Annotated in this window: 26 protein-coding genes; 24 read left to right on the top strand and 2 right to left on the bottom strand. The window is 48.4% G+C overall.

From position 1 onward, the window contains the following. Positions 1-73 precede the first annotated feature (73 nt). The 5 genes from FYJ59_RS10965 (at position 74) to FYJ59_RS10945 (ending at position 6,198) form a co-directional block, all read left to right on the top strand. Positions 74-1,030, top strand: coding sequence for an ABC transporter permease (locus FYJ59_RS10965; protein WP_154497153.1), 957 nt, complete (start codon positions 74-76; stop codon positions 1,028-1,030). A 23-nt stretch (positions 1,031-1,053) separates the two neighbouring features. Further along, positions 1,054-1,950, top strand: coding sequence for a carbohydrate ABC transporter permease (locus tag FYJ59_RS10960; protein ID WP_148447943.1), 897 nt, complete (start codon positions 1,054-1,056; stop codon positions 1,948-1,950). Positions 1,951-1,968: 18 nt separating this feature from the next. Continuing rightward, positions 1,969-3,117, top strand: coding sequence for a glycosyl hydrolase family 8 (locus tag FYJ59_RS10955; protein ID WP_154497150.1), 1,149 nt, complete (start codon positions 1,969-1,971; stop codon positions 3,115-3,117). A gap of 115 nt (positions 3,118-3,232) precedes the next feature. Further along, on the top strand, positions 3,233-5,383 hold the full coding sequence (locus FYJ59_RS10950) for a glycoside hydrolase family 3 C-terminal domain-containing protein (protein WP_154497147.1): 2,151 nt from the start codon (positions 3,233-3,235) through the stop codon (positions 5,381-5,383). 2 nt (positions 5,384-5,385) lie between these two features. Beyond that, positions 5,386-6,198 (top strand): AraC family transcriptional regulator, encoded by an 813-nt coding sequence (locus tag FYJ59_RS10945; protein WP_235898009.1) that lies wholly within the window; start codon positions 5,386-5,388, stop codon positions 6,196-6,198. A 54-nt stretch (positions 6,199-6,252) separates the two neighbouring features. On the opposite strand, the gene FYJ59_RS10940 is transcribed toward FYJ59_RS10945, so the two are convergent. Next, positions 6,253-7,698 carry a TrkH family potassium uptake protein gene (locus tag FYJ59_RS10940; RefSeq protein ID WP_154497145.1) on the bottom strand — a complete coding sequence of 482 codons (1,446 nt, stop codon included), beginning with the start codon at positions 7,696-7,698 and terminating at the stop codon, positions 6,253-6,255. 20 nt (positions 7,699-7,718) lie between these two features. Beyond that, positions 7,719-9,077 carry a Trk system potassium transporter TrkA gene (gene trkA, locus FYJ59_RS10935; RefSeq protein WP_154497142.1) on the bottom strand — a complete coding sequence of 453 codons (1,359 nt, stop codon included), beginning with the start codon at positions 9,075-9,077 and terminating at the stop codon, positions 7,719-7,721. Between the two features lie 209 nt (positions 9,078-9,286). Here trkA and spoIIIAA point away from each other — a divergent pair, with 209 nt between their 5' ends. The 19 genes from spoIIIAA to FYJ59_RS10840 all read left to right on the top strand — a co-directional run bounded on the left by spoIIIAA (position 9,287) and on the right by FYJ59_RS10840 (position 25,395). Further along, on the top strand, positions 9,287-10,198 hold the full coding sequence (spoIIIAA, locus tag FYJ59_RS10930) for a stage III sporulation protein AA (RefSeq protein ID WP_022153018.1): 912 nt from the start codon (positions 9,287-9,289) through the stop codon (positions 10,196-10,198). After that, a complete protein-coding gene (locus tag FYJ59_RS10925; RefSeq protein WP_154497140.1) occupies positions 10,174-10,689 on the top strand; it encodes a stage III sporulation protein AB in 516 nt (171 codons plus the stop codon). The genes spoIIIAA and FYJ59_RS10925 overlap by 25 nt, the downstream gene beginning before the upstream one ends. 35 nt (positions 10,690-10,724) lie before the next feature. Further along, positions 10,725-10,919 carry a stage III sporulation protein AC gene (gene spoIIIAC / locus FYJ59_RS10920; RefSeq protein WP_154497137.1) on the top strand — a complete coding sequence of 65 codons (195 nt, stop codon included), beginning with the start codon at positions 10,725-10,727 and terminating at the stop codon, positions 10,917-10,919. Positions 10,920-10,927: 8 nt separating this feature from the next. After that, on the top strand, positions 10,928-11,314 hold the full coding sequence (locus FYJ59_RS10915; RefSeq protein WP_154497125.1) for a SpoIIIAC/SpoIIIAD family protein: 387 nt from the start codon (positions 10,928-10,930) through the stop codon (positions 11,312-11,314). A 14-nt stretch (positions 11,315-11,328) separates the two neighbouring features. Next, on the top strand, positions 11,329-12,378 hold the full coding sequence (locus FYJ59_RS10910; RefSeq protein ID WP_154497119.1) for a stage III sporulation protein AE: 1,050 nt from the start codon (positions 11,329-11,331) through the stop codon (positions 12,376-12,378). Positions 12,379-12,381: 3 nt separating this feature from the next. Next, positions 12,382-12,777 (top strand): stage III sporulation protein AF, encoded by a 396-nt coding sequence (locus tag FYJ59_RS10905; protein ID WP_154497112.1) that lies wholly within the window; start codon positions 12,382-12,384, stop codon positions 12,775-12,777. Between the two features lie 14 nt (positions 12,778-12,791). Next, the gene (locus FYJ59_RS10900) at positions 12,792-13,379 is read left to right on the top strand and encodes a stage III sporulation protein AG (RefSeq protein WP_154497106.1); all 588 of its coding nucleotides are present in this window, start codon (positions 12,792-12,794) and stop codon (positions 13,377-13,379) included. 90 nt (positions 13,380-13,469) lie between these two features. Beyond that, on the top strand, positions 13,470-14,117 hold the full coding sequence (locus FYJ59_RS10895; protein WP_118547025.1) for a SpoIIIAH-like family protein: 648 nt from the start codon (positions 13,470-13,472) through the stop codon (positions 14,115-14,117). A gap of 234 nt (positions 14,118-14,351) precedes the next feature. Continuing rightward, positions 14,352-15,521: a phosphopentomutase gene (locus tag FYJ59_RS10890; RefSeq protein WP_154497207.1), complete on the top strand. Its 1,170-nt coding sequence runs from the start codon at positions 14,352-14,354 to the stop codon at positions 15,519-15,521. 21 nt (positions 15,522-15,542) lie between these two features. Further along, complete coding sequence (locus FYJ59_RS10885) at positions 15,543-17,138, top strand: peptide chain release factor 3 (protein WP_118547011.1); 1,596 nt, start codon at positions 15,543-15,545, stop codon at positions 17,136-17,138. A 33-nt stretch (positions 17,139-17,171) separates the two neighbouring features. Beyond that, positions 17,172-18,398 (top strand): membrane lipoprotein lipid attachment site-containing protein, encoded by a 1,227-nt coding sequence (locus FYJ59_RS10880; protein WP_154497101.1) that lies wholly within the window; start codon positions 17,172-17,174, stop codon positions 18,396-18,398. Between the two features lie 66 nt (positions 18,399-18,464). Further along, positions 18,465-18,851, top strand: a complete 387-nt coding sequence (locus tag FYJ59_RS10875; protein WP_022153007.1) for an Asp23/Gls24 family envelope stress response protein — start codon at positions 18,465-18,467, stop codon at positions 18,849-18,851. A 21-nt stretch (positions 18,852-18,872) separates the two neighbouring features. Then, positions 18,873-19,283 carry a transcription antitermination factor NusB gene (nusB, locus tag FYJ59_RS10870; protein WP_022153006.1) on the top strand — a complete coding sequence of 137 codons (411 nt, stop codon included), beginning with the start codon at positions 18,873-18,875 and terminating at the stop codon, positions 19,281-19,283. A gap of 1 nt (position 19,284) precedes the next feature. Continuing rightward, positions 19,285-20,499, top strand: a complete 1,215-nt coding sequence (xseA, locus tag FYJ59_RS10865; RefSeq protein WP_328597234.1) for an exodeoxyribonuclease VII large subunit — start codon at positions 19,285-19,287, stop codon at positions 20,497-20,499. 35 nt (positions 20,500-20,534) lie between these two features. After that, positions 20,535-20,774, top strand: a complete 240-nt coding sequence (gene xseB, locus FYJ59_RS10860; protein WP_022153004.1) for an exodeoxyribonuclease VII small subunit — start codon at positions 20,535-20,537, stop codon at positions 20,772-20,774. Between the two features lie 34 nt (positions 20,775-20,808). After that, positions 20,809-21,732 carry a polyprenyl synthetase family protein gene (locus FYJ59_RS10855; protein WP_118547026.1) on the top strand — a complete coding sequence of 308 codons (924 nt, stop codon included), beginning with the start codon at positions 20,809-20,811 and terminating at the stop codon, positions 21,730-21,732. A 14-nt stretch (positions 21,733-21,746) separates the two neighbouring features. Continuing rightward, positions 21,747-23,600, top strand: coding sequence for a 1-deoxy-D-xylulose-5-phosphate synthase (dxs, locus tag FYJ59_RS10850; protein WP_154497097.1), 1,854 nt, complete (start codon positions 21,747-21,749; stop codon positions 23,598-23,600). Positions 23,601-23,624: 24 nt separating this feature from the next. Next, positions 23,625-24,506, top strand: coding sequence for a TlyA family RNA methyltransferase (locus FYJ59_RS10845; protein ID WP_154497084.1), 882 nt, complete (start codon positions 23,625-23,627; stop codon positions 24,504-24,506). Between the two features lie 22 nt (positions 24,507-24,528). Further along, positions 24,529-25,395: an NAD(+)/NADH kinase gene (locus tag FYJ59_RS10840; RefSeq protein ID WP_154497072.1), complete on the top strand. Its 867-nt coding sequence runs from the start codon at positions 24,529-24,531 to the stop codon at positions 25,393-25,395. The last annotated feature ends 28 nt before the right edge of the window (positions 25,396-25,423 follow it).

The following is a 25,423-nucleotide window of genomic DNA, read 5'->3' as shown; positions in this document are numbered from 1 at the left end:
ACATATAAATGAAATTTGAGAATGGGCAGATGCAGGTAAAATTTCATCTGCCCGTTTTTTAAGGAGCGAGGATATGTCGTTAACGAGAACAAAATCGAAACAAAAAGTAAAACAAATCAGAACACCTATCACATGGAAAGAAATCAAAAGGCAAAAAGTTCTGCTTTTCTGGGCAGGAGTAATGATGATCTATGGAGTGATTTTTTACTATCTTCCCTTAGCCGGATGGGCGATGGCATTTCAGAATTATAAGCCGCAGCTGGGAATCCTGCACTCCGAATTCGTGGGACTTCAGAAGTTTCGGATGTTATTCTCGGATGTGACATTCCTTCGGGTCATTCGTAACACATTGGCCATGGGTGTGATCAACCTTGTGGCAACTTTCGTTACCGCAATTGTATTTGCTATTCTATTGAATGAGATCAAGAGTAAGGGCGGGAAAAAAACAGTGCAGACGATATCTTATCTTCCACATTTCCTTTCCTGGATCATCGTAACCGGTATCCTGCATGATATGTTGTCCGGTACCGGAATTGTAAATGAAGTATTGGTAAATCTGCATGTGATCAGCCAGCCGATCAATTTCTTTGCCCATCCCGGGTATTTCTGGCCGATCGTAGCATTTGCAAATGTCTGGAAGGAGACAGGATGGAATGCCATTATCTATCTGGCGGCCATCACATCCATTGATCCTTCCCTGTATGAAGCTGCTGCCATTGATGGCGCAGGAAGATGGAATAAAATCAAATACGTTACCCTTCCGGGAATCAAACCGACCATCGTAATTTTACTGCTGATGAATGTGGGGAATGTATTAAATGCAGGATTTGAAATTCAGTATCTGTTAGGAAACGGATTGGTACAGAAGTTCTCCCAGACGATTGATATTTATGTATTGAAATGGGGTATCAGCCAGGGAGATTATGCAATAGGTACAGCCGCAGGTATCTTCAAGAGCCTGGTAAGTATCATCCTGATCGTTCTGGCCAATCAGATTGCAAAACATAATGGTGAAGAGCAGTTATTCTAAAACAGAAAGAGATGGTAATTACAATGATAGATACACAGTATAAGATCAAGTCCAAAAAATTCGACATTTTTCCGCTCATAAACAGTGTCATCATGATCCTGTTTGTGATCATAACATTATATCCGGTGCTGAATACCTTGGCAATCTCTTTGAATGACGGTACGGATGCCCTGCGGGGAGGAATCTACCTGTGGCCGAGAAAATTCACCTGGAAAAACTATACGACGGTTTTACATAAAGATAATCTGATCACAGGCGCTTATATCACAGTAGCCAGAACACTGATCGGAACCCTGCTGTCTCTGGCAGCCAATGCAATCCTTGCTTTTATTGTCAGCCGCAAAAGATTCCTGTTCCAGAGAGAGGTTTCCCTGTTCTGGGTCATCACCATGTATGTAAACGGTGGACTGATCCCAACATTCCTCTTATATAAGGGGCTGGGGCTTACCAACAGCTTCTGGGTATATGTGATCCCCGGAATGGTAAGTGCGTTTAATATGCTGGTGATCCGTACTTATATGAACGGAATTCCTGACAGCCTGGAAGAATCCGCACAGCTGGACGGTGCCGGTTACAGCACTATTTTTCTTAAGATCTATTCTCCGCTGTGTAAGCCGGTTTATGCCACAGTAGCCCTGTTTGTGGCGGTAGGCCAGTGGAACTCTTGGTTTGATGCCATGCTTTACAATCGCATGAGCAGTAATCTGACCACATTGCAGTATGAATTGATGAAGCTGTTATCCTCCGTAACCAATCAGGGAACTTCAGCGGAGGCAATGAAGAATGCCGCAGGAACCGTAACACCGACTTCCGTGCGTGCAGCGGCAACGATCATTACCATGCTGCCCATTATCTGTATTTATCCTTTCTTACAGAAGTACTTTGTAGCAGGACTTACTTTGGGTGGCGTCAAAGAATAAAAATCGGAGAACGAGCAAATGGCAGGAGCATATCAGACTGGAATTTATCGAAATGTATTGAAAGAGTGCGGATATGAAGAGACCGCTATTACAGAAAGACTGGAACAGACCTTTGAAACCATATTTTACGGAACGGAGGCAGAACGTTTTTATCATGAGGCAGGCGGTGATATGGCATATCTGGAGGATACCGGCAATCATGATGTACGCACAGAGGGAATGTCCTACGGCATGATGGTCTGTGTCCAGATGGATAAGAAGGCAGAATTTGACCGCCTTTGGAAGTGGGTGCGGACTTATATGTATATTCCGGCAGGACCCTGCCGCAACTATTTTGCCTGGTCCTGCAGCACGGATGGAACGCACAATGCAGAGGGACCGGCACCGGACGGAGAAGAATATTTCGCCATGGCATTGTTTTTTGCATCTGCCCGTTGGGGGGACGGGGAAGGAATATTTGCTTACAGCAAAGAGGCAAAAGCAATCCTGCGGGAATGTATCCACAAAGGGGAGCCTGGACATCCGGGAGAACCTATGTGGGAGCCTTCCAATCATCTGATCAAATTTGTCACAAACATGGATTTTTCTGACCCCTCGTATCATCTGCCTCATTTTTATGAGTTGTTTGCGGAGAATGTGGAGGAAGAAGACCGGGAATTCTGGAGACAGGCTGCGGCAGCCAGCAGAGAATATCTGCATAAGGCATGCCACAAGGAGACAGGACTTTCTGCAGAATATGCAGACTATGACGGGACACCTCATGCAGGACATCAGGAAATCTTCGGAAGGCATGACTGGTACTACAGCGATGCATACCGCACCATAGCCAACATTGCCATGGATCATCTCTGGTATGACAAAGATCCGTGGCAGACGGAGATTGCAAACCGGCTGCAGAAATTTTACTGTGAAGAGCAGAGAGAACACTGGGACGGTGTGTTCCTGATTGATGGAACAAGACTGGAAGAGAAGGCACTGCATCCGGTTGCCATTGTGGCAGTCAATGCACAGGCGGCACTGGCAGCGGACGGATCTCATGTAAAGGAATGTGTAGACCGCTTCTGGAATACTCCGCTCCGCACCGGGGACAGACGCTATTATGATAATTTCCTGTATCTGTTTGCCATGCTGGCACTTTCGGGAAATTACAGAATTTATCGGAAGTGAGAAAGAAGAAAATGTGCCAGAGGAATATTTGAAGTACGGACCACATGGAACGGCGGAGCTGTTGTCATTTTCTTGTGGAAAATAAATTGTCATATGATGAAAAGAGAGGTTTTTCATGAGTACAGAGACTAGGGAATATGCAAAAAAGCTGACAGCGCAGATGACACTGGAAGAAAAAATGAGCCAGATGCTGTATGAATCACCGGCGATCGACAGGCTTGGGATTCCGGCTTATAACTGGTGGAACGAGGCTCTGCATGGAGTGGCAAGAGCCGGAGTGGCAACAGTGTTTCCTCAGGCAATTGCCCTTGCGGCAACTTTCGACGAAGACCTGCTTCAGAAAATCGGAGATGTGGTTTCGACAGAAGGCAGAGCCAAATTCAATGAATTCTCCAGAAAGGGAGACCGCGGAATCTATAAGGGACTGACTTTCTGGGCGCCAAATGTCAATATTTTCAGAGATCCCAGATGGGGAAGAGGTCATGAGACCTACGGGGAGGATCCTTATCTGACCGGAAAACTGGGGTGTGCTTATATCAGGGGATTACAGGGACCAGATAGAGATCACCCGAAGGCAGCGGCCTGTGCAAAGCATTTTGCGGTGCACAGCGGACCGGAGGCTCTCCGCCATGAATTTGATGCAAAGGTATCAAGGCACGATTTATATGACACTTATCTGTATGCTTTTAAACGCTGCGTCAAAGACGCCGGAGTGGAAGCAGTTATGGGAGCTTATAACCGAGTCAACGGAGAGCCGGCATGTGGAAGCAGGACGCTGTTAAAGAACATTCTGCGGGACGAATTCGGATTTGAAGGACATGTGGTATCGGATTGCTGGGCAATCAATGATTTCCACCTGCATCACCATGTGACGGGGATTGCGGAAGAATCTGCTGCAATGGCGGTGAACAATGGCTGTGATCTGAATTGTGGAAATGCTTTTTTGCATTTGCCGAAGGCTTATGAGATGGGACTTGTGAGTGAAGAAGCCATCACAGAAGCAGTGGAACGTCTTATGGAGATCCGGATCCGGCTTGGCATGATGGAGGATTACCCTTCTCCCTATGCGGATATTTCCTATGAGAAAGTGGAGTGTCCGGAGCATGTAAAGCTGTCCGTGGAAGCATCCCGGAGAAGCCTGACGCTGTTGAAAAATGAAGAGGACTTTCTGCCGCTTGAGAAAGAAAAAATCTGCACTATTGCGGTGATCGGTCCAAATGCTAATTCCAGAGATGCGCTGGTGGGCAATTATGTGGGAACCTCTTCGCAATACATCACTCCATTGGAGGGAATCCAACAGTACGTGGGAGAAGAAATAAAAGTTCTCTATGCGCAGGGGTGTGGTCTGTATAAGGATAAGGTGGAAGGCCTGGGAGAGAGGAAAGACCGCATGCAGGAAGCTGTAATTGCCGTGGAACATGCCGATGTGGCAGTAATGTGCCTTGGACTGGATGCAACCATAGAGGGAGAACAGGGCGATGCCGGGAATGAATATGCCAGCGGAGACAAACTGGGATTAAATCTGCCGGGACTTCAGGAAGAACTTCTGGAAACCGTTGCAGCTATGGGAAAACCGGTGGTGGTTCTGTTAATGGCAGGAAGCGCCATAGATCTGTCATGGGCGGAACACAACCCGAATGTGAAAGCCATCGTGGATTGTTGGTATCCGGGAGCCAGAGGTGGTAAGGCAATTGCCGAAATGCTGTTTGGAGAATTTTCCCCCTCCGGAAAACTGCCGGTGACATTTTATCAGGGAACAGAAAATCTTCCGGAATTTACAGATTACAACATGGCAGATCGAACCTACCGGTATACCGATAAAAACGTGTTATATCCCTTCGGATACGGACTACATTATGGCAGAGTCCGTTATGAAGAGGAATGTGTATCCGGAGAAAGGGCAGATACTTCCGGGGAGGTGAAAGTATCTGCCAGCGTGATAAATGAAGGCAAATATGCCTTGTGGGAAACGGTACAGGTCTATGTGAAGAGAAAGGAATCACTGGATTATGAACCGGGATTTCAATTAAAGGGAGTCTCCTGCGTGCATCTTGCACCGGGAGAAAAACAGAGGATCGAAGTTACACTTTCCCCTCGGGATTTCGCATATATTACCGAAGAGGGAGACTGTGTAGTAAGACCCGGGGAATACCTGATTGCCATTGGTGGACAGCAGCCGGATGAAGAAAGTGAAAGACTTACCGGTCAAAGGGTAACCTGCCTGAAGGTGGAAAAGACGGGAAGCAGTATTTCTGTGGAATATTAGGGATGACTATGAAAGAAGAGAAGACATACCGGCAGGAAGCAGTGGTGCCGGATCGGGGACTGCCCTTTAAGCTATTCCGTTTCGAAGGTGCAGACGGAAAATATATTCGTGAGGCGCATCAGCACTGTAGTGTTGAAATATTTGCCGTACGGGAGGGGAAAGCGGATGCTTACCTTGGTGATAAAAAATACGTTCTTTCGGCAGGAGAGTTCATGATTGTCAATAGTAATGAGGTGCATTCCATTCATACGTCGGGACGAAATGAGGCAATTGTTTTACAGATCCCAATGGAAAAACAGATAATGCGGTTTTCCGGTGAAAAAAGGGAAGAGGATGAAAAGCTTTTTGCATTACTTGAGAAAATGTACAGACAGCAGATCAGAAAAGAGTACGGCTATGAATTATTGATGCAGAGTATCTTTTATCAGCTGAAATACCTTTTGCTAACTGTTTATCAGATGCCGGATGAAAGGAAGGAACATTGTACTGAAAACAGGAAAATGGGACGCCTTGGAAAGATCACCGGATATCTGCAGGAACACTATGCGGAAGAAATTTCGCTGGAAACGCTGGCAGCAACGTTTGGGTATTGTCCCACTTATTTATCTAAAATGTTCCGCCGGTATGGTAGGATCAATTATAAAGATTATCTGCGGAGTATCCGGTTTGAACATGCATTGCGGGAACTGGAGGAAACGGATCTCACCATAGGTGAAATAGCTCTAAAGAACGGATTTCCCAATAGCCAGGCTTTTTCCAGACTGTTCCGGGAGAAATACGGTATTCTGCCGACAGAGTACCAGAGAAGACAATAAATTCCGTACAAAAATTCCTGAATCAGGGATTTTGTACGGAATTTATTTATTCCTTTAATATTTCTTCCAGCAGGACGGTAGCAGGATCACGAGCATGGGGAAGAGCTCCAGTCTTCCAGCCAGCATATCGAACATCAGCACGCATTTAGACAGGGGACTGAACAATGCGAAGTTCTGGGTGGGACCGACTAACTCCAGGCCGGGACCGATATTGTTCAGGGTCGCCAGTACCGCAGTAAAGTTCGTGGTCAGGTCATATTCGTCCAGACTGACGATCAGCAGAGAGACGAAGAGTACGATAAAATAAGCCGTCATATAGACATTGGTGGAACGAAGCGTCTCATGGGACAGATTGTGCCCGTCCATTTTGATCTTTTTCACCATCCGGGGATGGATCATCATGGACAGCTCTTTGCGGATCGCCTTGAAAAGGATCAGCACACGGGATACCTTCATACCGCCGCCGGTACTGCCGGCACAGGCACCGATCATCATCAGGAGCAGAAGGATCGTCTTCGACAACTGCGGCCACAGGTTGAAATCCGTGGTGGCAAATCCTGTAGTGGTGATGATCGTTCCCACCTGGAAAAAGGAGTACCGCAGTGTCTCACCCAAAGTTGCATAGAGAGGGCGGATATTCCAGGCGATCGTCAGAGCACTGGCGAAAATGATCAAAAAATACCAACGGACTTCTTCGATGGAAAAAGCTTCCTTAAACTGTTTGCTTAACAGACAGAAATATACGGTATAATTGACACCGCTTAAGATCATCAGTACCGTTACGGCATTCTGTATCAGTGGAGAGTAACCGCCAATACTGCTGTTCTTGATACCGAAGCCACCGGTGCCGACACTTCCGAAGGTCGTACACAGGGAATCAAACAGCGGCATACCGCACAGACATAGCATGATCACACCCAGAACAGTGATAGCCATATAAAGTCCATAGAGGATCTTTGCAGTATCCCGGACTCTCGGTACCAGTTTGCCGACAGATGGACCCGGGCTCTCCGCACGCATCAGGTTCATGGTGGAGCCTCCCATCATCGGCAGGATCGCCATAATGAATACGAATACGCCCATACCGCCGATCCAGTGAGTGAAGCTGCGCCAGAACAGGCTGGCATAGCTGAGTGCTTCCACGTCGGACAGGATACTGGAACCTGTGGTCGTAAAGCCGGAGATCGTCTCGAAGAGAGCATCAATATAAAAAGGGATCTCTCCGGTGAGAACGAAGGGAATAGCACCGAAAACAGACATGACAAACCATCCCAGGGCAACGGCGGTGAAGCCTTCCCTGACGTACAATTCCTTAAAACGTCCTGTGTGCCTGAAGCTTAATAATTTTCCCAAAATGAAGCAAACAACTGCGGTCGCCAGATAGATCAGTGCCACATGATATTCTCCGTAGATCATACCCACGATCCAGGGAAGCAGTAAAAATAAAGCTTCAAATTGTAAAATAAATCCGATAATAAAACTCAATATCGCAAAATTCATGATAATGTCCTTTTATAAAATTACCCTTCAATAATATCTTTAATATCATTCAGCCGTGCATGTGTTAGTACTACGACCACATAATCACCTACATGGAGTTCATCCTGACCACTGGGGATAATAGCCTGTCCTCCGCGGACGATGGAACAGACCAGGATATTTTTCCGGATGTGCAGACGGTTCAGAGGTACATTGGTAACGGCAGAATCCTCTTTGATGTAGAATTCCAGTGCTTCCGCATGACCGTCCTCCAGCTTATACAGATTCTCCACATTACTGTTGAGAGATTCATTCATGGACCGTGCGTATTTAATGATCATATCTGCAGTCACCAGGCGCGGATAGGAGATCGTATCCAGCTTGATATCACTTAAGACCCCACTGAAGTTGATACGGTTGATCTTGGTGACTACCTTTGCGCGGGAAGTCCGTTTCGCATACAGTGACAGGAGGATATTTTCCTCATCCAGCCCGGTCAGCGCAGCAAAAGCATCCACGTTCTCCAGACCTTCCTGTATCAGAAGACGTTCATCCGTACCGTCACCGCAGATGATGGAAGCCTTGGGAAGCAGCTCGCTCAGGTGCTCACAGCGGGCGGGATCCTGATCGATGATCTTGGTGTGGATGCCGACTTCTAAAAGTCTTCTTGCCAGATAATAAGCAATGGTTCCGCCACCGACGATCATGGCAGTACGTGCCCTGCCGGCGCCGATACCGATCTTTTTGAAGAAATCATTGGCCTTGGGAGGAGTGGACACAATAGCAACCACATCGCCTTCCCGGAATACAAAATCACCCCTGGGGATCAGCACCTGATCACCTCTGGTGACCATACATACCAGTACATCACATTTTAAGGTGGTACGGATATGGATCAGTTCATAATTATTTAAGAGACAGTCATGGGTCACGCGGAAATGCAGAAGCTCGATCCTTCCCTTGGAAAAAGTATCGATCTTAACTGCGGAAGGGAACTGGAAGATCCGGGCGATCTCAGCTGCACTGGACAGCTCCGGGTTGATGATCATGGCAAGCCCCAGTTCTTCCCTCAGAAAAGCAATCTCATTATTGTAGATTGGATTGCGGACACGGGCGATGGTCTTACAATGTCCCGCCTTTTTCGCAATGACACAGCATAGAAGGTTCTGCTCATCGGATCCGGTCACGGCGATCAGCAGATCAGCATGGTCAATGCCGGCCTCGGACAGTGTCTGGAAGCTGACGCCATTTCCTACAATGCCCATGGCATCCAGATCATCCGTGATGGAGTTCACTTTTTCCTCATTTGTATCAATTACGGTGATATTGTGATTTTCACCTCCCAATTGTTCTACCAGGGTGTAGCCTACTTTGCCGCAGCCCACAATGATAATGTTCATAAATATCCTCCAAAATGAAATTCATAAAGAAAATATCAATCATTATAGCACACTATAGAAAAAAAGAGAAGAATGGAAGGAATATCTTGTCCGCGGAAACATATATTGAACTATTCAGAAACACGATACATGGAATCATGGGAAACATCGAATAAGAAATATCAGCCGGGATGCGGGGAAAAGCACCGATTTGCTATGGGAGGTGAAATATGGACAGCCTGCTTCGGATCTTTCCGCAAAAGAGAAGAGATTTTTGGAAAGTGACCGCGGACAAAGCACAGGAGGTATGTGAGATCAGGCTCCGGGTGGACAGGCCGGTGATCATTGAGACTTCCCGGGGAGATTTTTTTCTGGATCATAGCGGAATCTGGCGGGAGGAACCATATGGGGCATACTCCGTGACGGAGACGGAGATCCGGGACCTGATCGCCTATTTGTGTCAGGACTCCGTCTACGCCTACGCGGATGAGATCAGACAGGGATTTTTGACGGTGGAAGGGGGACACAGGATTGGTTTAAGCGGACAGGCTGTGCTGGAAAATGAGAACAGTCTGCGGACACTGAAAAATATATCCTTTGTAAATATCCGCGTAGCTCATGAAATCAGGGGTGTCGCAGATAAAATACTTCCGGAGCTTTATAAAGCGGGACGATTTCAAAATACGCTGATCGTATCACCGCCGGGATTCGGTAAGACTACGTTGCTCCGGGATCTGATCCGGCAGTTGTCCGACGGCAATGCTTACGGACCGGGACTTCGGGTAGGAGTGGTAGATGAGCGCTCGGAGCTGGCCGGGTCTTACCGGGGGAGACCCCAGAACGATCTGGGTATGCGGACGGATGTGCTGGATGCCTGCCCGAAAGCTTTGGGGATGTTATTGTTATTACGGTCAATGTCACCGCAGGTGATTGCTGTGGATGAACTGGGGGAAGAACAGGATCTGAGAGTGCTTCACATGGCCGCATCCGGCGGCTGCAGCCTACTGGCTACGGTGCATGGGGCAGGGGAAGAGGATGCAGCCAGACGTCTGGGTGGAGAATATATGAGAGAAATGTTTGCCCGCATTGTGATCTTGAAAGGGAGGGGGCGGATGGAATGCAGATGCTTGGAGGGGGGATGATCCTCTGCGGCTGCCTGGGGTTGGGTATGTGGTATCGCGGGCAGTTTTTGATGAGGTTACATATGACCAGGGAACTGATCTGTCTTCTGGATCAGTGGATCAGTGAGATCCGTTATAACAGATCTACACTGCCGGAAGGATGCAGACAGATCGGCAGACAGCGGGAAGACCGGCTGGGAGAGATCTGTAACAGGGTATATCGGGAATACGCAGAGGCGGGAGGGACCGGTTTCCTGGAAATCGCCGGAGACAGTTTTCGCAGGCAGTTGGAAGCGTTGCCGTTAAAAAAAGAAGAAATCGATCAATTCCTGATTTTTGCGGGAAAAGAAGGGTATGCGGATGAGACCATGCAGATTCGGGCGATGGAATTGTCCAAAGAGGGATTGGAGCGGACAGCCACAGCACAACAGCGGGAAATTACGCAGAAATGTCGGCTGGCGGTAGGACTGGGTGCTATGAGTGGGATGTTTTTGGTGCTCCTGTTGCTCTGAAAGATAAAAAACAGGACAAAAAAGGACGGGGAAAGATGGAAATAGGACTGATCTTTAAAATAGCAGCGGTAGGGATCCTGGTGACGATACTCAGTCAGATCCTGAAACACAGCGGCAGGGAGGAACACGCTTTTCTGATAAGTCTGGCGGGACTGATTCTGGTCCTCAGCTGGATTGTTCCTTATATTTATGATCTGTTCGATACCGTGCAGACCCTGTTCTCGTTTTAGGAGGAAAAATGGCAGAGATCATCAAAATTGCATTGTTGGGAATTGCCGGAGTATTGTTTGCTATTCAATTCAGGCAGCAGAGACCGGAATATGCATTACTGATCGGTTTCGCACTGAGTATTCTGGTATTTTCTTTTGTGTGCCGGATGGCGGAAAGTTTGTTGGAAGAGTTTCGGGGATTGCAGCAATATCTCGGAGATTCTAAGGGATACCTTGGGATTCTGATGAAGGTGGTGGGGATTACTTATCTGTGTGAATTCAGTGCCGGTATCTGCAAGGATGCAGGATTCTCGTCTGTCTCGGATCAGCTTGAAATCCTGGGGAAGCTGTCGGTGCTGTTTGCGGGCCTGCCGATCCTCCTGTCGGTGATCCGGCAGATCTACAGTATGATGTAGGAGCGCGGAGACAGATGGATACGATGTGGCAGGAATATGGGATAGAGGAATTGGAAAAGGGAATGCAGAAGCTGTTCCCGACTTTTCGAATCTCTGTGACAGATCTGATGACACAGATCCTGCAGGGAGATATTCTGGGGGCGGTGGGGTGTCTGTTGAAAGAAGTCATACGGGAAATGAGCAATTCCGCCACCAGTATCAGAAATATATTGATCTGGTTGATTGTACTGGGGATTCTGTCGGCATTGCTGATTCATTTTGTGGAAGTATTTGATAAACACCAGATCGCCGATCTGAGTTTTTATTTTATCTATCTGTTAATGGGTGTGATTCTTCTGCAATGTTTTTCGGGAGTATTGGAAACGGCCAGAGAAACGGTGGAGAATATAGTACTTTTTGTCCGGCTGATGGTGCCGACCTTTCTGTTGACCGTAGGCGTGGCTTCGGGACCGGTTACGGTGGGAGCCGGGTACCAGCTTATGTTATTGTTGATCTACGGCACGGAGAAAATTCTTCTGGGAGTGGTGCTCCCGCTGATTTACAGCTATTGTCTGCTGACGATGATCAACGGAATCTGGGTAGAGGAAAAACTGGCACTTTTGGCAGATTTACTGGAAAAGCTGATCGGATGGATCCTGAAGGCTTCCCTGGGTGTGGTCACAGGAATCAGTCTGTTCCAGTCGCTGATCACACCGGTGGTGGATTCCTTGAAAAATTCTGCAGTGGAGAAGGCTGTCTCGGTACTGCCGGGGATCGGAAATGCTGCGGATGGGGTTCTGAAGCTGGCGCTGGGATCGGCAGTTGTGATCCGGAATAGTGTAGGAGTATTGTTACTGTTACTGCTGGTGGCAGGGTGTGCGGTTCCCTTATTACAGATTTTGTTTACAGCAGGATTTATCAAATGTGCCACGGCATTTATGGGAATCGTCAGTGATAAAAGAATTACCAATTGCACGGATCGTATGGGAAATGCCATGATGCTTTTGTTCCGTACCGTGGGAACGGCGCTGCTGTTGTTTATGGTCACATTGGCGCTTCTGGCGATCGGCAGCAGGGGGATATAGAAAATGCAGTGGTTATATCATGTGATCGGACAAGTGGGGATTTTCCTGATCTGTGCGCAGACATTGATACATTTCAGACCCAGAGAGTCCTATGAAAAATATTTAAAACTTTTGTTGTCGGTCATGCTTCTGATCCAGTTATTGCAGCCGCTTTTGACGGTGCTGGGAGGGGATGAAATCGCAGGCACCGGCGTGCAGGCGGCGGAGTTCGCAGAGGAAATCCGGACCGTATTGGAACAGGCGGCTGTGCAGACAGAACAGACAGAAGATGAGATACAGGCGGTCACAGATACTGCGGCGGAAGTAACGGAAGAAACGGAACCTCCGGACGCTTCGGACCCGGTGAAGATCCGGGTGGAAATCCCGGAAATAGAGGAAACAGAAATAAAAATCCGGTAGAAAGAGGATGGAAAATGATGGAAAAATTATTGGGAAAAAAATGGTTTAGCAGAGATAATCTGTTGCTGCTGGTCCTACTGGGAGTCCTGTTGTTCGTCATTGCACTGCCGGTAAAAAAGGAAGACAGCGGAAAGGGGCAGGAGAAGGAAAATGCAGCGGCGATGCTGGAAGAGCTAACGGCATCCACACAGACAGTGACCGCCGGCAGTACGGAAGAATATGCGGCATATCTTGAAGAAAAGTTAAAAAAGATGCTGGAAGCGGTACGGGGACTGGGGGAGGTCGAGGTCATGGTCACACTGGAATCTTCGGAGGAGAAGATCGTGGAAAAAGATATGACGGCAGAACGGTCCAATACCGAGGAACAGGATGCTGCCGGAGGAGCCAGGACGGTAAATACCTCTAATACAGAGTACCGGACGATATACCGGGAGGATACGGGAGGGGATCCTTTTGTCGTGAAGACCATTACACCGAAAGTGGAGGGGATACTGGTCGTAGCGGAAGGCGCGGGGAAGGGCAATATGGCCGGTGAGATCACGCAGATCATCCAGGCACTGTTCGGAGTGGAAGCGCACAGGATCAAGGTGTTGGAAAAATAAAGAGCGGGAAACATATCCGGCGAAAGGGGTACATACAATAGAGTATAAAATCAAGAAGGCAGATACAGGCCTTTGGAAAAGGGGAACGCAGTGAAAAACTTAATCAAGAAAAATCAGCTTATGATTACCGCACTTGCCATTATGATAGCCATTGCAGGTTATCTGCAGTTTGCGGGGACCAACCTGGAAAAGGAGTATCTGGCGGCGGATGATGCGGATACATTAAGTGCGGTGGACTCCACGGATATCGTTACCGATATGGAAAGTCTGGATTCCGATATGGATATTGTAATGGAGGATTATCTGGAGGAAGATATGCAGGTGGCGGAAGCAACACCGGAGGAAGGAGAGATCCCTGGGGAAGCAGTGCTGACCGGAACAAGTGGTGTGGAAGTGCTGTCTGCTGCCAGACTTTCCAAGGAACAGACCAGAGCCCGCAACAAGGAGACACTGCTGGAGATCATTAACAGTACGGAACTGAGTGATGCGCAGAAACAGGAGGCGGTGGACAGCATGGTGCGCATGACGGATATTGCGGAAAAAGAAGCGGCAGCAGAAGTGCTTCTGCAGGCAAAAGGATTTCAGGAAGCCGTGGTCAGCATCAACGGGGATGCCGTGGATGTGGTGATCAATGCAGCGGAACTGTCCGATGCACAGAGAGCGCAGATTGAAGATATTGTAAAAAGAAAGACGGATATTGCGGCGGAAAATATTGTTATCAGCACCATTGTACAGTGATATTTTTGTGTACATAGGAAAGAATTTATGTTATGATACCAAGGGTTACAAGCCAAAAGTCTACGCAAGCTTGCTTGCAGGAGACTTTTAGGATTAGGAACCCGTACCACATGAGCAAGTAGCCATTTTCAAAGAAAATGAGCGGATTGTGAATGTGGTTCAGATTGAGAGAGTGCGAAGCACGGAACAATCTGGAAGGTATCATAATAACCCGGAAAAGAAAAAGGAAAAATGATGAAGAGAGTCTTTTTAATTGTACTGGACAGCTTCGGTATCGGTGAAATGCCGGATGCCGAAGCTTACGGCGATATCAATGTAAATACGCTAAGAAGTGTATCCAAAAGTCCGTATTTCCATATGGAACATATGCGGGATATGGGATTATTTCAGATCGATGGTGTGGGAGTGGGAGAGAAAACCGAACATCCCACAGCGGCTTATGCCCGTATGACGGAACGTTCGAGAGGAAAGGATACGACCATAGGACACTGGGAGATTGCCGGTATCTATTCGCCAAAGCCTCTGCCTACGTATCCCAACGGTTTCCCGGAGGAGGTTCTGGAAGAGTTCCGGCTTCGCACCGGAAGAGATATTCTGTGTAATAAACCTTATTCCGGCACCCAGGTCATTGCGGATTATGGGGATGAACACGTACGCACCGGCAAGCTGATCGTATATACTTCGGCAGACAGCGTATTTCAGATCGCTGCACATGAGGATGTGGTTCCTGTGGAACAGTTATACGATTATTGTCGTATTGCCAGACAGATATTACAGGGAGAACACGGCGTGGGTCGTGTCATTGCCAGACCTTTTGTAGGTGAGAGCGGACATTACACCCGTACTCCCAGGAGACATGATTTCTCTCTGCTGCCGCCCGCAGTTACCATGCTGGATCAGCTGAAGGCTGCAGGAAAGGATGTCATTGCAGTAGGCAAGATCCAGGATATTTTCGTGGGCAAGGGGATTACCGAGCATGTCTATACTTCCGGCAATGCAGAGGGAATTCAGCGGACACTGGAATATCTGGATAAGGATTTTGAAGGACTGTGTTTTATTAACCTGGTGGATTATGACATGCTCTACGGTCATAGAAGAGATGTGGACGGTTATGCGAAGGCACTGGCATATTTTGATGAGAAGCTGCCGGAGATCCAGGCACATATGAGACCGGAGGATATTCTGATGATCACGGCGGATCACGGCTGCGATCCCGCCTATACGAAGACTACGGATCATACCAGAGAGTACACACCGTTTCTCATGTACGGAGCACCGGTGGTTCCCGGCAATCGCGGAACCCGGTCTGCCTTTTCCGATATTGGTGCGACGGTACTGGACTATTTCGGGATCCAACCGGAATTTGAAGGGACTTCCGTGCTGAATGGTTACACAGATTTTTGATATATTTGGAGGACTATAATAGTGAGTAATTATACAGAAGAGATCAATCGTCGCCGGACCTTTGCCATTATCTCTCACCCGGATGCCGGTAAGACGACCCTGACAGAAAAGTTCCTGCTCTACGGAGGAGCCATTAACCTGGCGGGAAGTGTAAAAGGTAAGGCAACCGCAAGACATGCTGTATCCGACTGGATGCAGATCGAGAAGGACAGAGGTATCTCTGTTACTTCTTCCGTATTACAGTTCGAGTATGACGGTTATTGTATTAATATTCTGGATACCCCGGGACATCAGGATTTCTCGGAGGATACTTATCGTACTCTTATGGCAGCGGACTCCGCAGTCATGGTCATCGATGCGTCCAAGGGTGTCGAGGCGCAGACGAGAAAGCTGTTTAAGGTCTGCGTTATGCGCAAGATTCCTATTTTTACGTTCATCAACAAGATGGATCGTGAGGCGTTAGATACCTTTGAACTGCTGGATGATATTGAAAAAGAGCTGGGAATCGCTACCTGTCCGATCAATTGGCCCATCGGCTCCGGCAAGGGATTCCAGGGTGTATACGACCGTGAGAAAAAGTGTGTGATCGCTTACTCCGATACGGAGAAGGGTACGAAAGAGGGAACTTCCATAGAGATTCCCATACAGGATGAGGAACATTTGAAAGAACTCATCGGAGAAGATGCGGCGGACAAGCTGTTGGGAGAGGTGGAACTGTTGGATGGTGCCAGCGCGGAGTTTGACCTGGATGAGGTACAGAAAGGTAATCTGACTCCGGTATGCTTTGGTTCCGCACTGACGAATTTCGGTGTGGAGATATTCCTGAAACATTTTCTGAAGATGACCACCACTCCGCTGCCCAGAAAGGCAGACATTGGTCTGATCAATCCTACGGAGCATGAGTTCAGTGCCTTTGTATTCAAGATTCAGGCCAATATGAACAAGGCTCACAGAGACCGTATTGCATTCATGCGTATCTGTTCCGGTAAATTCGATGCCAACATGGAGGTACGCCATGTACAGGGTAATAAAGTCATGCGTCTGTCCCAGCCCCAGCAGATTATGGCGGATGAGCGAAAAATCTTAAACGAGGCCTATGCCGGAGATATTATCGGTGTGTTCGATCCCGGTATCTTCTCCATCGGTGATACCCTGTGTATGCCCAAGGAAAAGTTCCAGTACGAAGGAATTCCCACTTTCGCACCGGAGCATTTTGCCAGAGTACGTCAGGTGGATACCATGAAGAGAAAACAGTTCGTCAAGGGTGTGGAACAGATCGCGCAGGAAGGTGCCATTCAGATCTTCCAGGAGTTCAATACCGGTCTGGAAGAGATCATCGTAGGTGTAGTCGGCGTGCTGCAGTTTGATGTCTTGAAATATCGTCTGGAGAACGAATATAATGTGGAGATCCGTCTGGAGAATCTGCCTTATGAGCATATCCGCTGGATCGAGAATAAGGACGAGATCGATCTGGCCAAGCTGTCCGGTACCTCAGATATGAAGAAGGTCAAAGACATGAAAGGCAATCCTTTGCTTCTGTTTGTGAATTCCTGGAGTATCGGTATGACCCTGGATCGCAATAAGGGGCTGGTACTGACAGAGTTTGGCAGGAATTGATCAGAAAACAGTAAAGTGTGTAGGGGGAACAGAATGCGGGAGATGAAAAAAATATTTGCCGGAATTCTCATGACAGTTCTTCTGACAGGGTGCTCTTCACAGGAGATTCTGTCGGAAGTGCCGCAGACCATCGTATTGCCCGAGGAACAGATCGATAATCTGCCCATGCAGGAAGAGGATCCAACGTCCGCAGAAACCGAAAATACAGAGAGCTTTTCCCTCCTGGAGGAGGGAGGCTCTCGTTTTGCATATGAGAGTCTGGAAGCTTCGGAACAGATCTGGTATCTGGAGATCGAACAGGCACTGGGAGAGATGGAAGGCACGGTCAAACTGTCCACGGATCCCCTGGAGCAGGGACTGGATGAGCAGGACATCGATAAAATCTTCCAGTGTGTGATGATCGATCATCCGGAGATTTTTTATGCCACAGGATATACCTATACGAAATATTCCAGAGGAGAAAAAACGGTTGGAATTGATTTCGCAGGAAGCTATGAGCTGACGGAAGAGGAAGCAATAGTCCGGGCGGAACAGATCCGGAAAATAACGGCGGACTGGATACGTGGAATCGGTGAGGATAAAAGCGAGTATGAAAAAGTAAAGGCAGTGTACGAGCAGATCATTTTTGCGACGGACTATGATCTGAATGCCCCGGACAACCAGAATATCTGCTCCGTATTCCTGGAAGGAGCGTCTGTCTGCCAGGGATATGCCAAAGCGACGCAATATCTGTTGAACCATCTGGGAGTTATGTGTACGCTGGTGCAGGGAACCGTGGATACCGGAGAGGCGCATGCCTGGAATCTGGTCAGGGTGGACGGAGATTATTATTATGTGGATACTACATGGGGAGATGCTTCCTATCGCATGGAGGATGGCAGCGAACAGGAGGGATTGTCGGAGATCAATTATGATTATCTGTGTGTCACAACGGAGGATATTCTTCGTACACACCGGATCGAGGGCGTGGTGGCCATGCCGGAATGTACGGCTATGGAGGCTAATTATTATGTCCGTGAGGGCAATTATTTTACGGAATATAACAGGGAACAGCTGCAGAGGATCTTTGATGCAGCCAGAGAAATGGGCAGAACGGATATTACGCTGAAATGTGCGGATGAGACCTGTTACCGGGAAATCTGCCGGGTGTTGATCGATGAACAGGAGATATTCTCTTACATTCCGGACAGCAACAGTACGATCTCTTATGCACAGAACGGGAAACAATTATCCTTGACTTTTTGGGTGACAAATGAATGAATCTTTGGTAGAATAGATACAAATAGTTTTTCATAGATTTACAGATAATCAGGAGGAACATATATCATGGAAAGAGAAATAGATAAAAAGAACCTGGTATTAAAAGAAGATGAAAGCATCGGTACTGTACAGATCGCAGATGATGTAGTGGCTATGATCGCATCTCTGGCAACGACCGAGGTGGATGGCGTCAGCGCAATGGCCGGCAACATTACCAACGAACTGATGAGCAAAGTCGGTGTGAAGAATCTGACCAAGGGCGTAAAAGTAGAGGTTCAGGACAAGAACGTAACGGTAGATCTGGCAGTGACCATGGAATACGGATACAATATTCCCGCAACCTGTCAGGCAGTACAGCAGAAGGTGAAAAACGCCATTGAGAATATGACGGGACTGACCTGCTCTGATGTGAACATCCGTATTGCCGGTGTGAACATGAAGAAGGACAAATAAGAGGAATTACAGGAAGATATTATGGGAAGACACGAGCAGAGAGAACAGGTTTTTAAGCTTTTATTCCGTGTGGAGTTTCATTCACCGGAAGATATGCCGGAACAGCTTGCATTGTTCCGCGAGAATAATGAGGAAGTTCCTTCCTGGCAGGATGCGGATGCCATTGCAGCCCGTTTTGAGAAGATTAAGGACAAGATCCCGGAACTGGATAAACTGTTGAATGAGAATACCGAAGGCTGGGATACCACCCGTGTGGGAAAGGTAGAACTCGCAGTGTTACGTCTGGGTGCGTATGAGCTGCGTTATGATGACGATATCCCGGACGGGGTAGCAATTAACGAGGCGGTGGAGATCGCCAAAAAATACGGTCAGGAGAGCTCCGGCGGATTCGTCAATGCGATCCTTGCCAAGATTATGAAGTCCGGTGAGTAGAATACAAAATGTAGTCAGCGTACGACAACTGAATACTTATATCAAAAATATGTTCACGCAGGATTACTTTTTACAGACGGTGTTTGTAAAAGGTGAGGTAAGCAACTGTAAATACCATCCCTCTGGACATATTTATTTTACGTTAAAGGATTCCGCAAGTGCCCTGAACTGTATTATGTTCGCGGGAGACCGCAGAGGACTTGATTTCCGTCTGACGGAAGGGCAGCAGGTGATCGCGAAAGGCTCGGTGAGCGTTTTTGAGCGGGACGGCAGATATCAGCTGTATGTGAAGGAAATAACCTTAGACGGTGCCGGTGCCCTGTATGAAAAATACGAACACTTAAAACGGGAACTGGCGGAAGAGGGCATGTTCGCTCCGGAATATAAGCAGCCAATCCCCAAATACATTCACACCCTTGGTGTGGTGACGGCGGATACCGGTGCGGCGGTGCGGGATATCATACAGATCGCCACCAGGCGTAATCCTTATGTACAGATCATTCTGTATCCGGCACTGGTACAGGGAGCTTCTGCGGCTCCGTCAATCGTGAACGGAATCCGTGCACTGGAGAGACAGGGCGTGGATGTCATGATCGTGGGACGCGGCGGCGGATCGATCGAGGATCTGTGGGCATTTAATGAGAGAATGGTGGCACAGGCAGTATTTGACTGTACGGTTCCCATCATTTCCGCGGTGGGACATGAAACAGATACCACGATCATTGACTACGTTGCGGATCTGAGGGCACCGACACCGTCCGCAGCTGCAGAACTGGCGGTGACGGCAGCAAACGACATCGATCAGGAGATCCTGAGCAGACAGGAGAGGCTGTACCGGCAGATGGACAGGGTGCTGCAGCGTAAGAGACAGCAGGCAGAACAGCGGGAGATGCGCTTGAAATATTTAAGCCCGGCCAACCGCATCCGTGAGAAGCGGACTTACAGCATACAGCTGGAAGAACGGTTAGAGAACCGGATGCAGACGATCCTGCGGGACCGCAGACACACCCTGGCACTTTATATTGAACGAATGAAGGCAGTCTCGCCGTTAGAGAAGTTGAACAGTGGTTTCTCGTATGTGGAAGCTGCGGATGGGAAAAATATCCGTTCCGTGACGCAGGTGCATGAAGGCGACAGCCTGCGGATCCGGGTAAGTGATGGCGTGATCGATACCAAAGTGGAACAGGTGCAACAGGGAGACAGATTCACCGTGTGATCCAGGGAAGAGGACCATGGACGGAGGTATTAATTTTGGCAGGAAAAAAGAAAGCAGAAGAACAGGAACAACGCAGTCTGGAAGAAAATTTTTCCGAACTGGAGGAGCTGATCGAACAGCTGGAAGCAGAGGATATCTCTCTGGAGGATGCGTTTACGGCATACAGTAAGGGAATGAATGTCCTGAAGCAATGCAATGAACAGATCGACCGGGTGGAAAAACAGGTTATGAAACTGAATGAAGAAGGCGGACTGGAACCTCTGGATCCGCAGTAAATATACCGGCAGGAAGAGGAAGGACGGCATTGACATGGAAGAAACGATATTCAGACAGGAATTACAGAAGAGAACGACAGCAATAGAGGATCTTTTGAAACAATATCTTCCGGCAGAGGAAGGATATCAGAAAACGGTCATTGAAGCCATGAATTACAGTCTCATGGCAGGCGGAAAGCGCCTGCGCCCCATGCTGATGCAGGAAACATACCGGATGTTGGGTGGTGAGGATGATATCATAGAGCCTTTCATGGCAGCCATTGAGATGATCCATACTTATTCGCTGGTGCACGATGATCTTCCGGCCATGGACAATGATGAATATCGTAGAGGACGCAAGACCACCTGGTCTGTATATGGCGACGGTATGGGAGTGTTAGCGGGTGACGGACTGCTCAACTATGCCTTTGAGACTGCATTCCGCGCTTTTCCGGCATACGCCGCGGGAAAAACGGTGGACGAGAATTATCCGAGAGTAGCTGCGGCACTGAATATTTTAGCCCGTAAGGCGGGGATCTACGGCATGATCGGCGGACAGAATGCAGATATTGAGGCGGAGGAACAGACCACACCCCTGACTACAGAGCAGATCCTGTTCATTCATGCCAACAAAACGGCAGCCCTGATCCAGTCGGCAATGACCATCGGTGCCACACTGGCAGGAGCCACGGACGAGGAGATCGCAGCTCTGGAGCTGTGTGCCTACAATGTCGGCATCGCATTTCAGATCCAGGACGATATTCTGGATGTGATAGGAGACAGCAGGGAGCTTGGCAAAGCCACCGGCAGCGATGCACAGAATCATAAGCAGACCTATGTGACATTACACGGACTGGAGGAATCCGGCAGGGAAGTGGAACGGCTTACCGGGGAAGCGGTAGCGGTTTTGGATGGTTTCTCGGGAGAACATGAATTCCTGAAGGAACTGTTGCTGCATCTGGTCCACAGAACAAAATAGCAGAGGAAAAGCGAATGTTACTGGATAAAATCGAAAAAGCAAATGATATTAAAAAGATAGATAAATCGGACTATGGGGAACTGGCGGAGGAAATCCGGCAGTTCCTGATTCAGAAGATCAGTGTGACCGGAGGACATCTGGGATCCAACCTGGGGGCTGTGGAACTGACCATGGCACTTCACCTGGCTCTGAATCTTCCGGAAGACAAGATCATCTGGGATGTCGGTCATCAGTCTTATACTCATAAAATTTTAACGGGCCGCAAGGACGGCTTCGATGTCTTACGCCAGTTTCATGGCATGAGTGGGTTCCCCAAACGAAAAGAAAGCAGTTATGATGCATTTGATACCGGACACAGCTCGACTTCTATATCGGCAGGACTGGGACTGGTAAAAGCCAGAGATCTCAAAGGGGAGAAGACGACCATTGTATCTGTGATCGGTGACGGATCCCTTACCGGAGGCATGGCATACGAAGCATTGAATAATGCTGCAAAGCTGGAGACCAATTTTATCGTTATCCTCAATGATAACAATATGTCCATCTCCGAAAATGTAGGTGGTGTGTCCAAATATCTGAATAATATCCGTACAGCAACCGGCTATCTTGATCTGAAGGAAGGAATCTATAATGCCCTGAAGAGTAAGCCGGGCGGAGACGGTATTGTAAATCGCCTGCGTCGTGCCAAGAGCAGCTTTAAGCAGCTGGTGATCCCCGGTATGTTTTTTGAGGACATGGGAGTGACTTATTTAGGCCCTGTGGATGGACATGATATCGAGGGACTGATCAAAGTCATCGAGGAAGCCAAAAGAGTCAAGGGTGCGGTGCTGATCCATGTACTGACCCAGAAGGGCAAGGGGTACGGACCGGCAGAGAAACACCCTGCCAGATTTCATGGGGCAGAACCTTTTGATATTGAGACCGGAATCCCGTCCCACCCCCGGACAGTAGCGAATTATACAGATGTATTTTCTACGGTAATGTGCAAGCTGGGGCAGCGGGATGAACGGGTGGTGGCCATTACGGCAGCCATGCCGGACGGTACCGGACTGAAGCGCTTCCGGAATATGTATCCTGACCGTTTTTTTGATGTTGGTATTGCGGAGGAGCATGCGGTTACGTTTGCGGCCGGATTGGCGGCAGGCGGCATGAAGCCGATCGTTGCGGTATATTCTTCTTTTTTACAGAGAGCATATGACCAGATCCTTCATGATGTATGCATTCAGAATCTGCCGGTGGTATTTGCCATAGACCGTGCCGGCCTGGTAGGCAGTGACGGAGAGACACATCAGGGAATTTTCGATTATACGTATCTGTCCGGTATTCCCAATATGCACATCTGTGCACCGAAAAACAAGTGGGAGCTGTCGGATATGATGAAATTCGCAGTGGCACTGGAAGCACCCATTGCGGTGCGCTATCCCAGAGGTACCGCTTATGCGGGCCTTGCTGAATACCGTGCACCCATTGAACTGGGGAAGGCGGAGTGGATCGTGAGAGAGGGCGGCATTGCACTGTTCGCCGTAGGCAGTATGGTGAAGACTGCGGAAGAAGTACAGGCACTGCTGCATGAAAAAGGTTATCGGGCAAGTATTATCAATGCCAGATTCATCAAACCCATTGATGAGGAAGCGGTGTTGTCTGCTTGTGAGGATCATGACATGATCGTGACCATGGAGGAAAATGTGTTAAGCGGAGGCTTCGGGGAAAAGGTGCTGACCTGCCTGAATGATCATGACAGGCAGATCAAGTGTGTTATGGTGGGAATTCCGGATGCTTATGTGGAGCACGGAAATGTTGATCTTTTGAAAAAAGAGATCGGACTGGATGCAGTAAGCATTACAGAGAAAATACTGGAAAAGTTATAAGAGTTATAGCAATAGGAGATGTATATGAAAGAACGACTGGATGTGATTCTGGTAGAGCAGGGCTATGCCCCTTCCAGAGAAAAGGCGAAGGCAATCATAATGTCCGGTAATGTCTATGTCAACGGACAAAAGGAAGACAAGGCAGGCACCGGCTTCGATGTCAGTAAGATCAAACTGGAAGTCCGGGATCATACCATGAAATACGTAAGCCGCGGTGGACTGAAGCTGGAAAAGGCAATGGAGCAGTGGGGCTTTTTACTGGATGGCATGATCTGCATGGATATCGGAGCGTCTACCGGCGGATTCACAGACTGTATGCTGCAGAACGGTGCCACGAAGGTTTACTCCGTAGATGTGGGACAGGGACAGTTAGCCTGGAAACTCCGGAATGACGAACGTGTGGTGTGCATGGAGCAGACGAATTTCCGTTATGTGACCCCGGAGGATATTCCGGATGCCCTGGATTTCGCCAGCGTGGATGTGTCTTTCATCTCGCTGACCAAAATATTGATTCCGGCGAGAAATCTGTTAAAGGCTGGGGGGCAGATGGTATGTCTGATCAAGCCACAGTTCGAAGCGGGCAGGGGCAAAGTCGGTAAAAACGGCGTGGTCAGAGAACCTCAGATCCATGAAGAAGTGATCCGTAAGATCATCGATTATGCGGACAGCATCGGATTCGAGGTACTGCATCTGGAGTATTCCCCCATCAAGGGACCGGAGGGAAACATTGAATATCTGCTGCATATCCGTAAGCCGGAAGAGATTACGGAGGAAAAGCTGGCATTGAACGAGCATGAAGCGGAGAGTGCATTGCAGACCATCGTGGAGGAAAAGACCGGATTGTCTTATACACCGGAGTGGGATGTCCTGATCAAAGGAATCGTAGATAACTCTCATACACTGTAACAGACAAGGAGTGCAGGAAACGATGAAGCATTTTCTGATATATACCAATAAACATAAAGATCAGGAACTTGCGACCACGAAGCGGATCCGGGACTATTTGGAATCGAAGGGCTGTACCGTGAAGCTAAAGGTCAAGGAGTCTGACTGGAAAGAAGAGACAGATGCTGCGGAGGAGGAAGCAACGGGTATTCCTCTGGATGTGGATTGTATGATCGTTCTGGGCGGTGACGGAACCGTACTGCAGGCAGCCAGAGAGACGAAAAAAATCCTGGTGCCCATCATCGGAGTGAATCTGGGAACGGTTGGTTACATGACGGAGATCGAACCGGCCGGACTGGAGGAATCTCTGGATCGTCTGATCCGGGATAATTATAAAAAGGAACGCCGGATGATGTTGAACGGCAAGGTCTGCTGTGCGGACGGCACCGTGTCGGAGGGCTGGGCACTGAATGACATTGTCATCTCCCGAAGCGGCACTTTACAGATCATTGAATTTAATATCTATGTCAACGGACAGCTGCTAAATCATTACAAGGCGGATGGAATGATCGTGACCACCCCGACGGGATCCACAGGATACAATCTGTCGGCGGGAGGACCATTGGTAGAGCCCAAGGCGAAGCTGATCACTCTGACACCGATCTGTCCTCACAGTCTGAACCAGAGAAGCATCATATTGTCACCGGAGGATGAGATCGTTATAGAGATCCCCGGAGGCAGAGAGGGTAAAAGCCAGACTGTGGAAGCCAATTATGACGGAAGCCACAAGGTGACCATGTGTACCGGAGATCACATCCGTATCGTGCAGTCAGAGAAGATCACGGAATTCATACAGCTGAACCAGGTCAGCTTTTTGGATGTGTTACATCGCAAAATGAGAGATTCCTGACGAATTGTCGTAAGAAAGGCATGAGGTT

Source organism: Waltera intestinalis (genome assembly GCF_009695995.1).
In the GTDB taxonomy this organism is placed as follows: domain Bacteria; phylum Bacillota; class Clostridia; order Lachnospirales; family Lachnospiraceae; genus Acetatifactor; species Acetatifactor intestinalis.
This window is presented reverse-complemented; position numbering and strand designations above follow the sequence as displayed.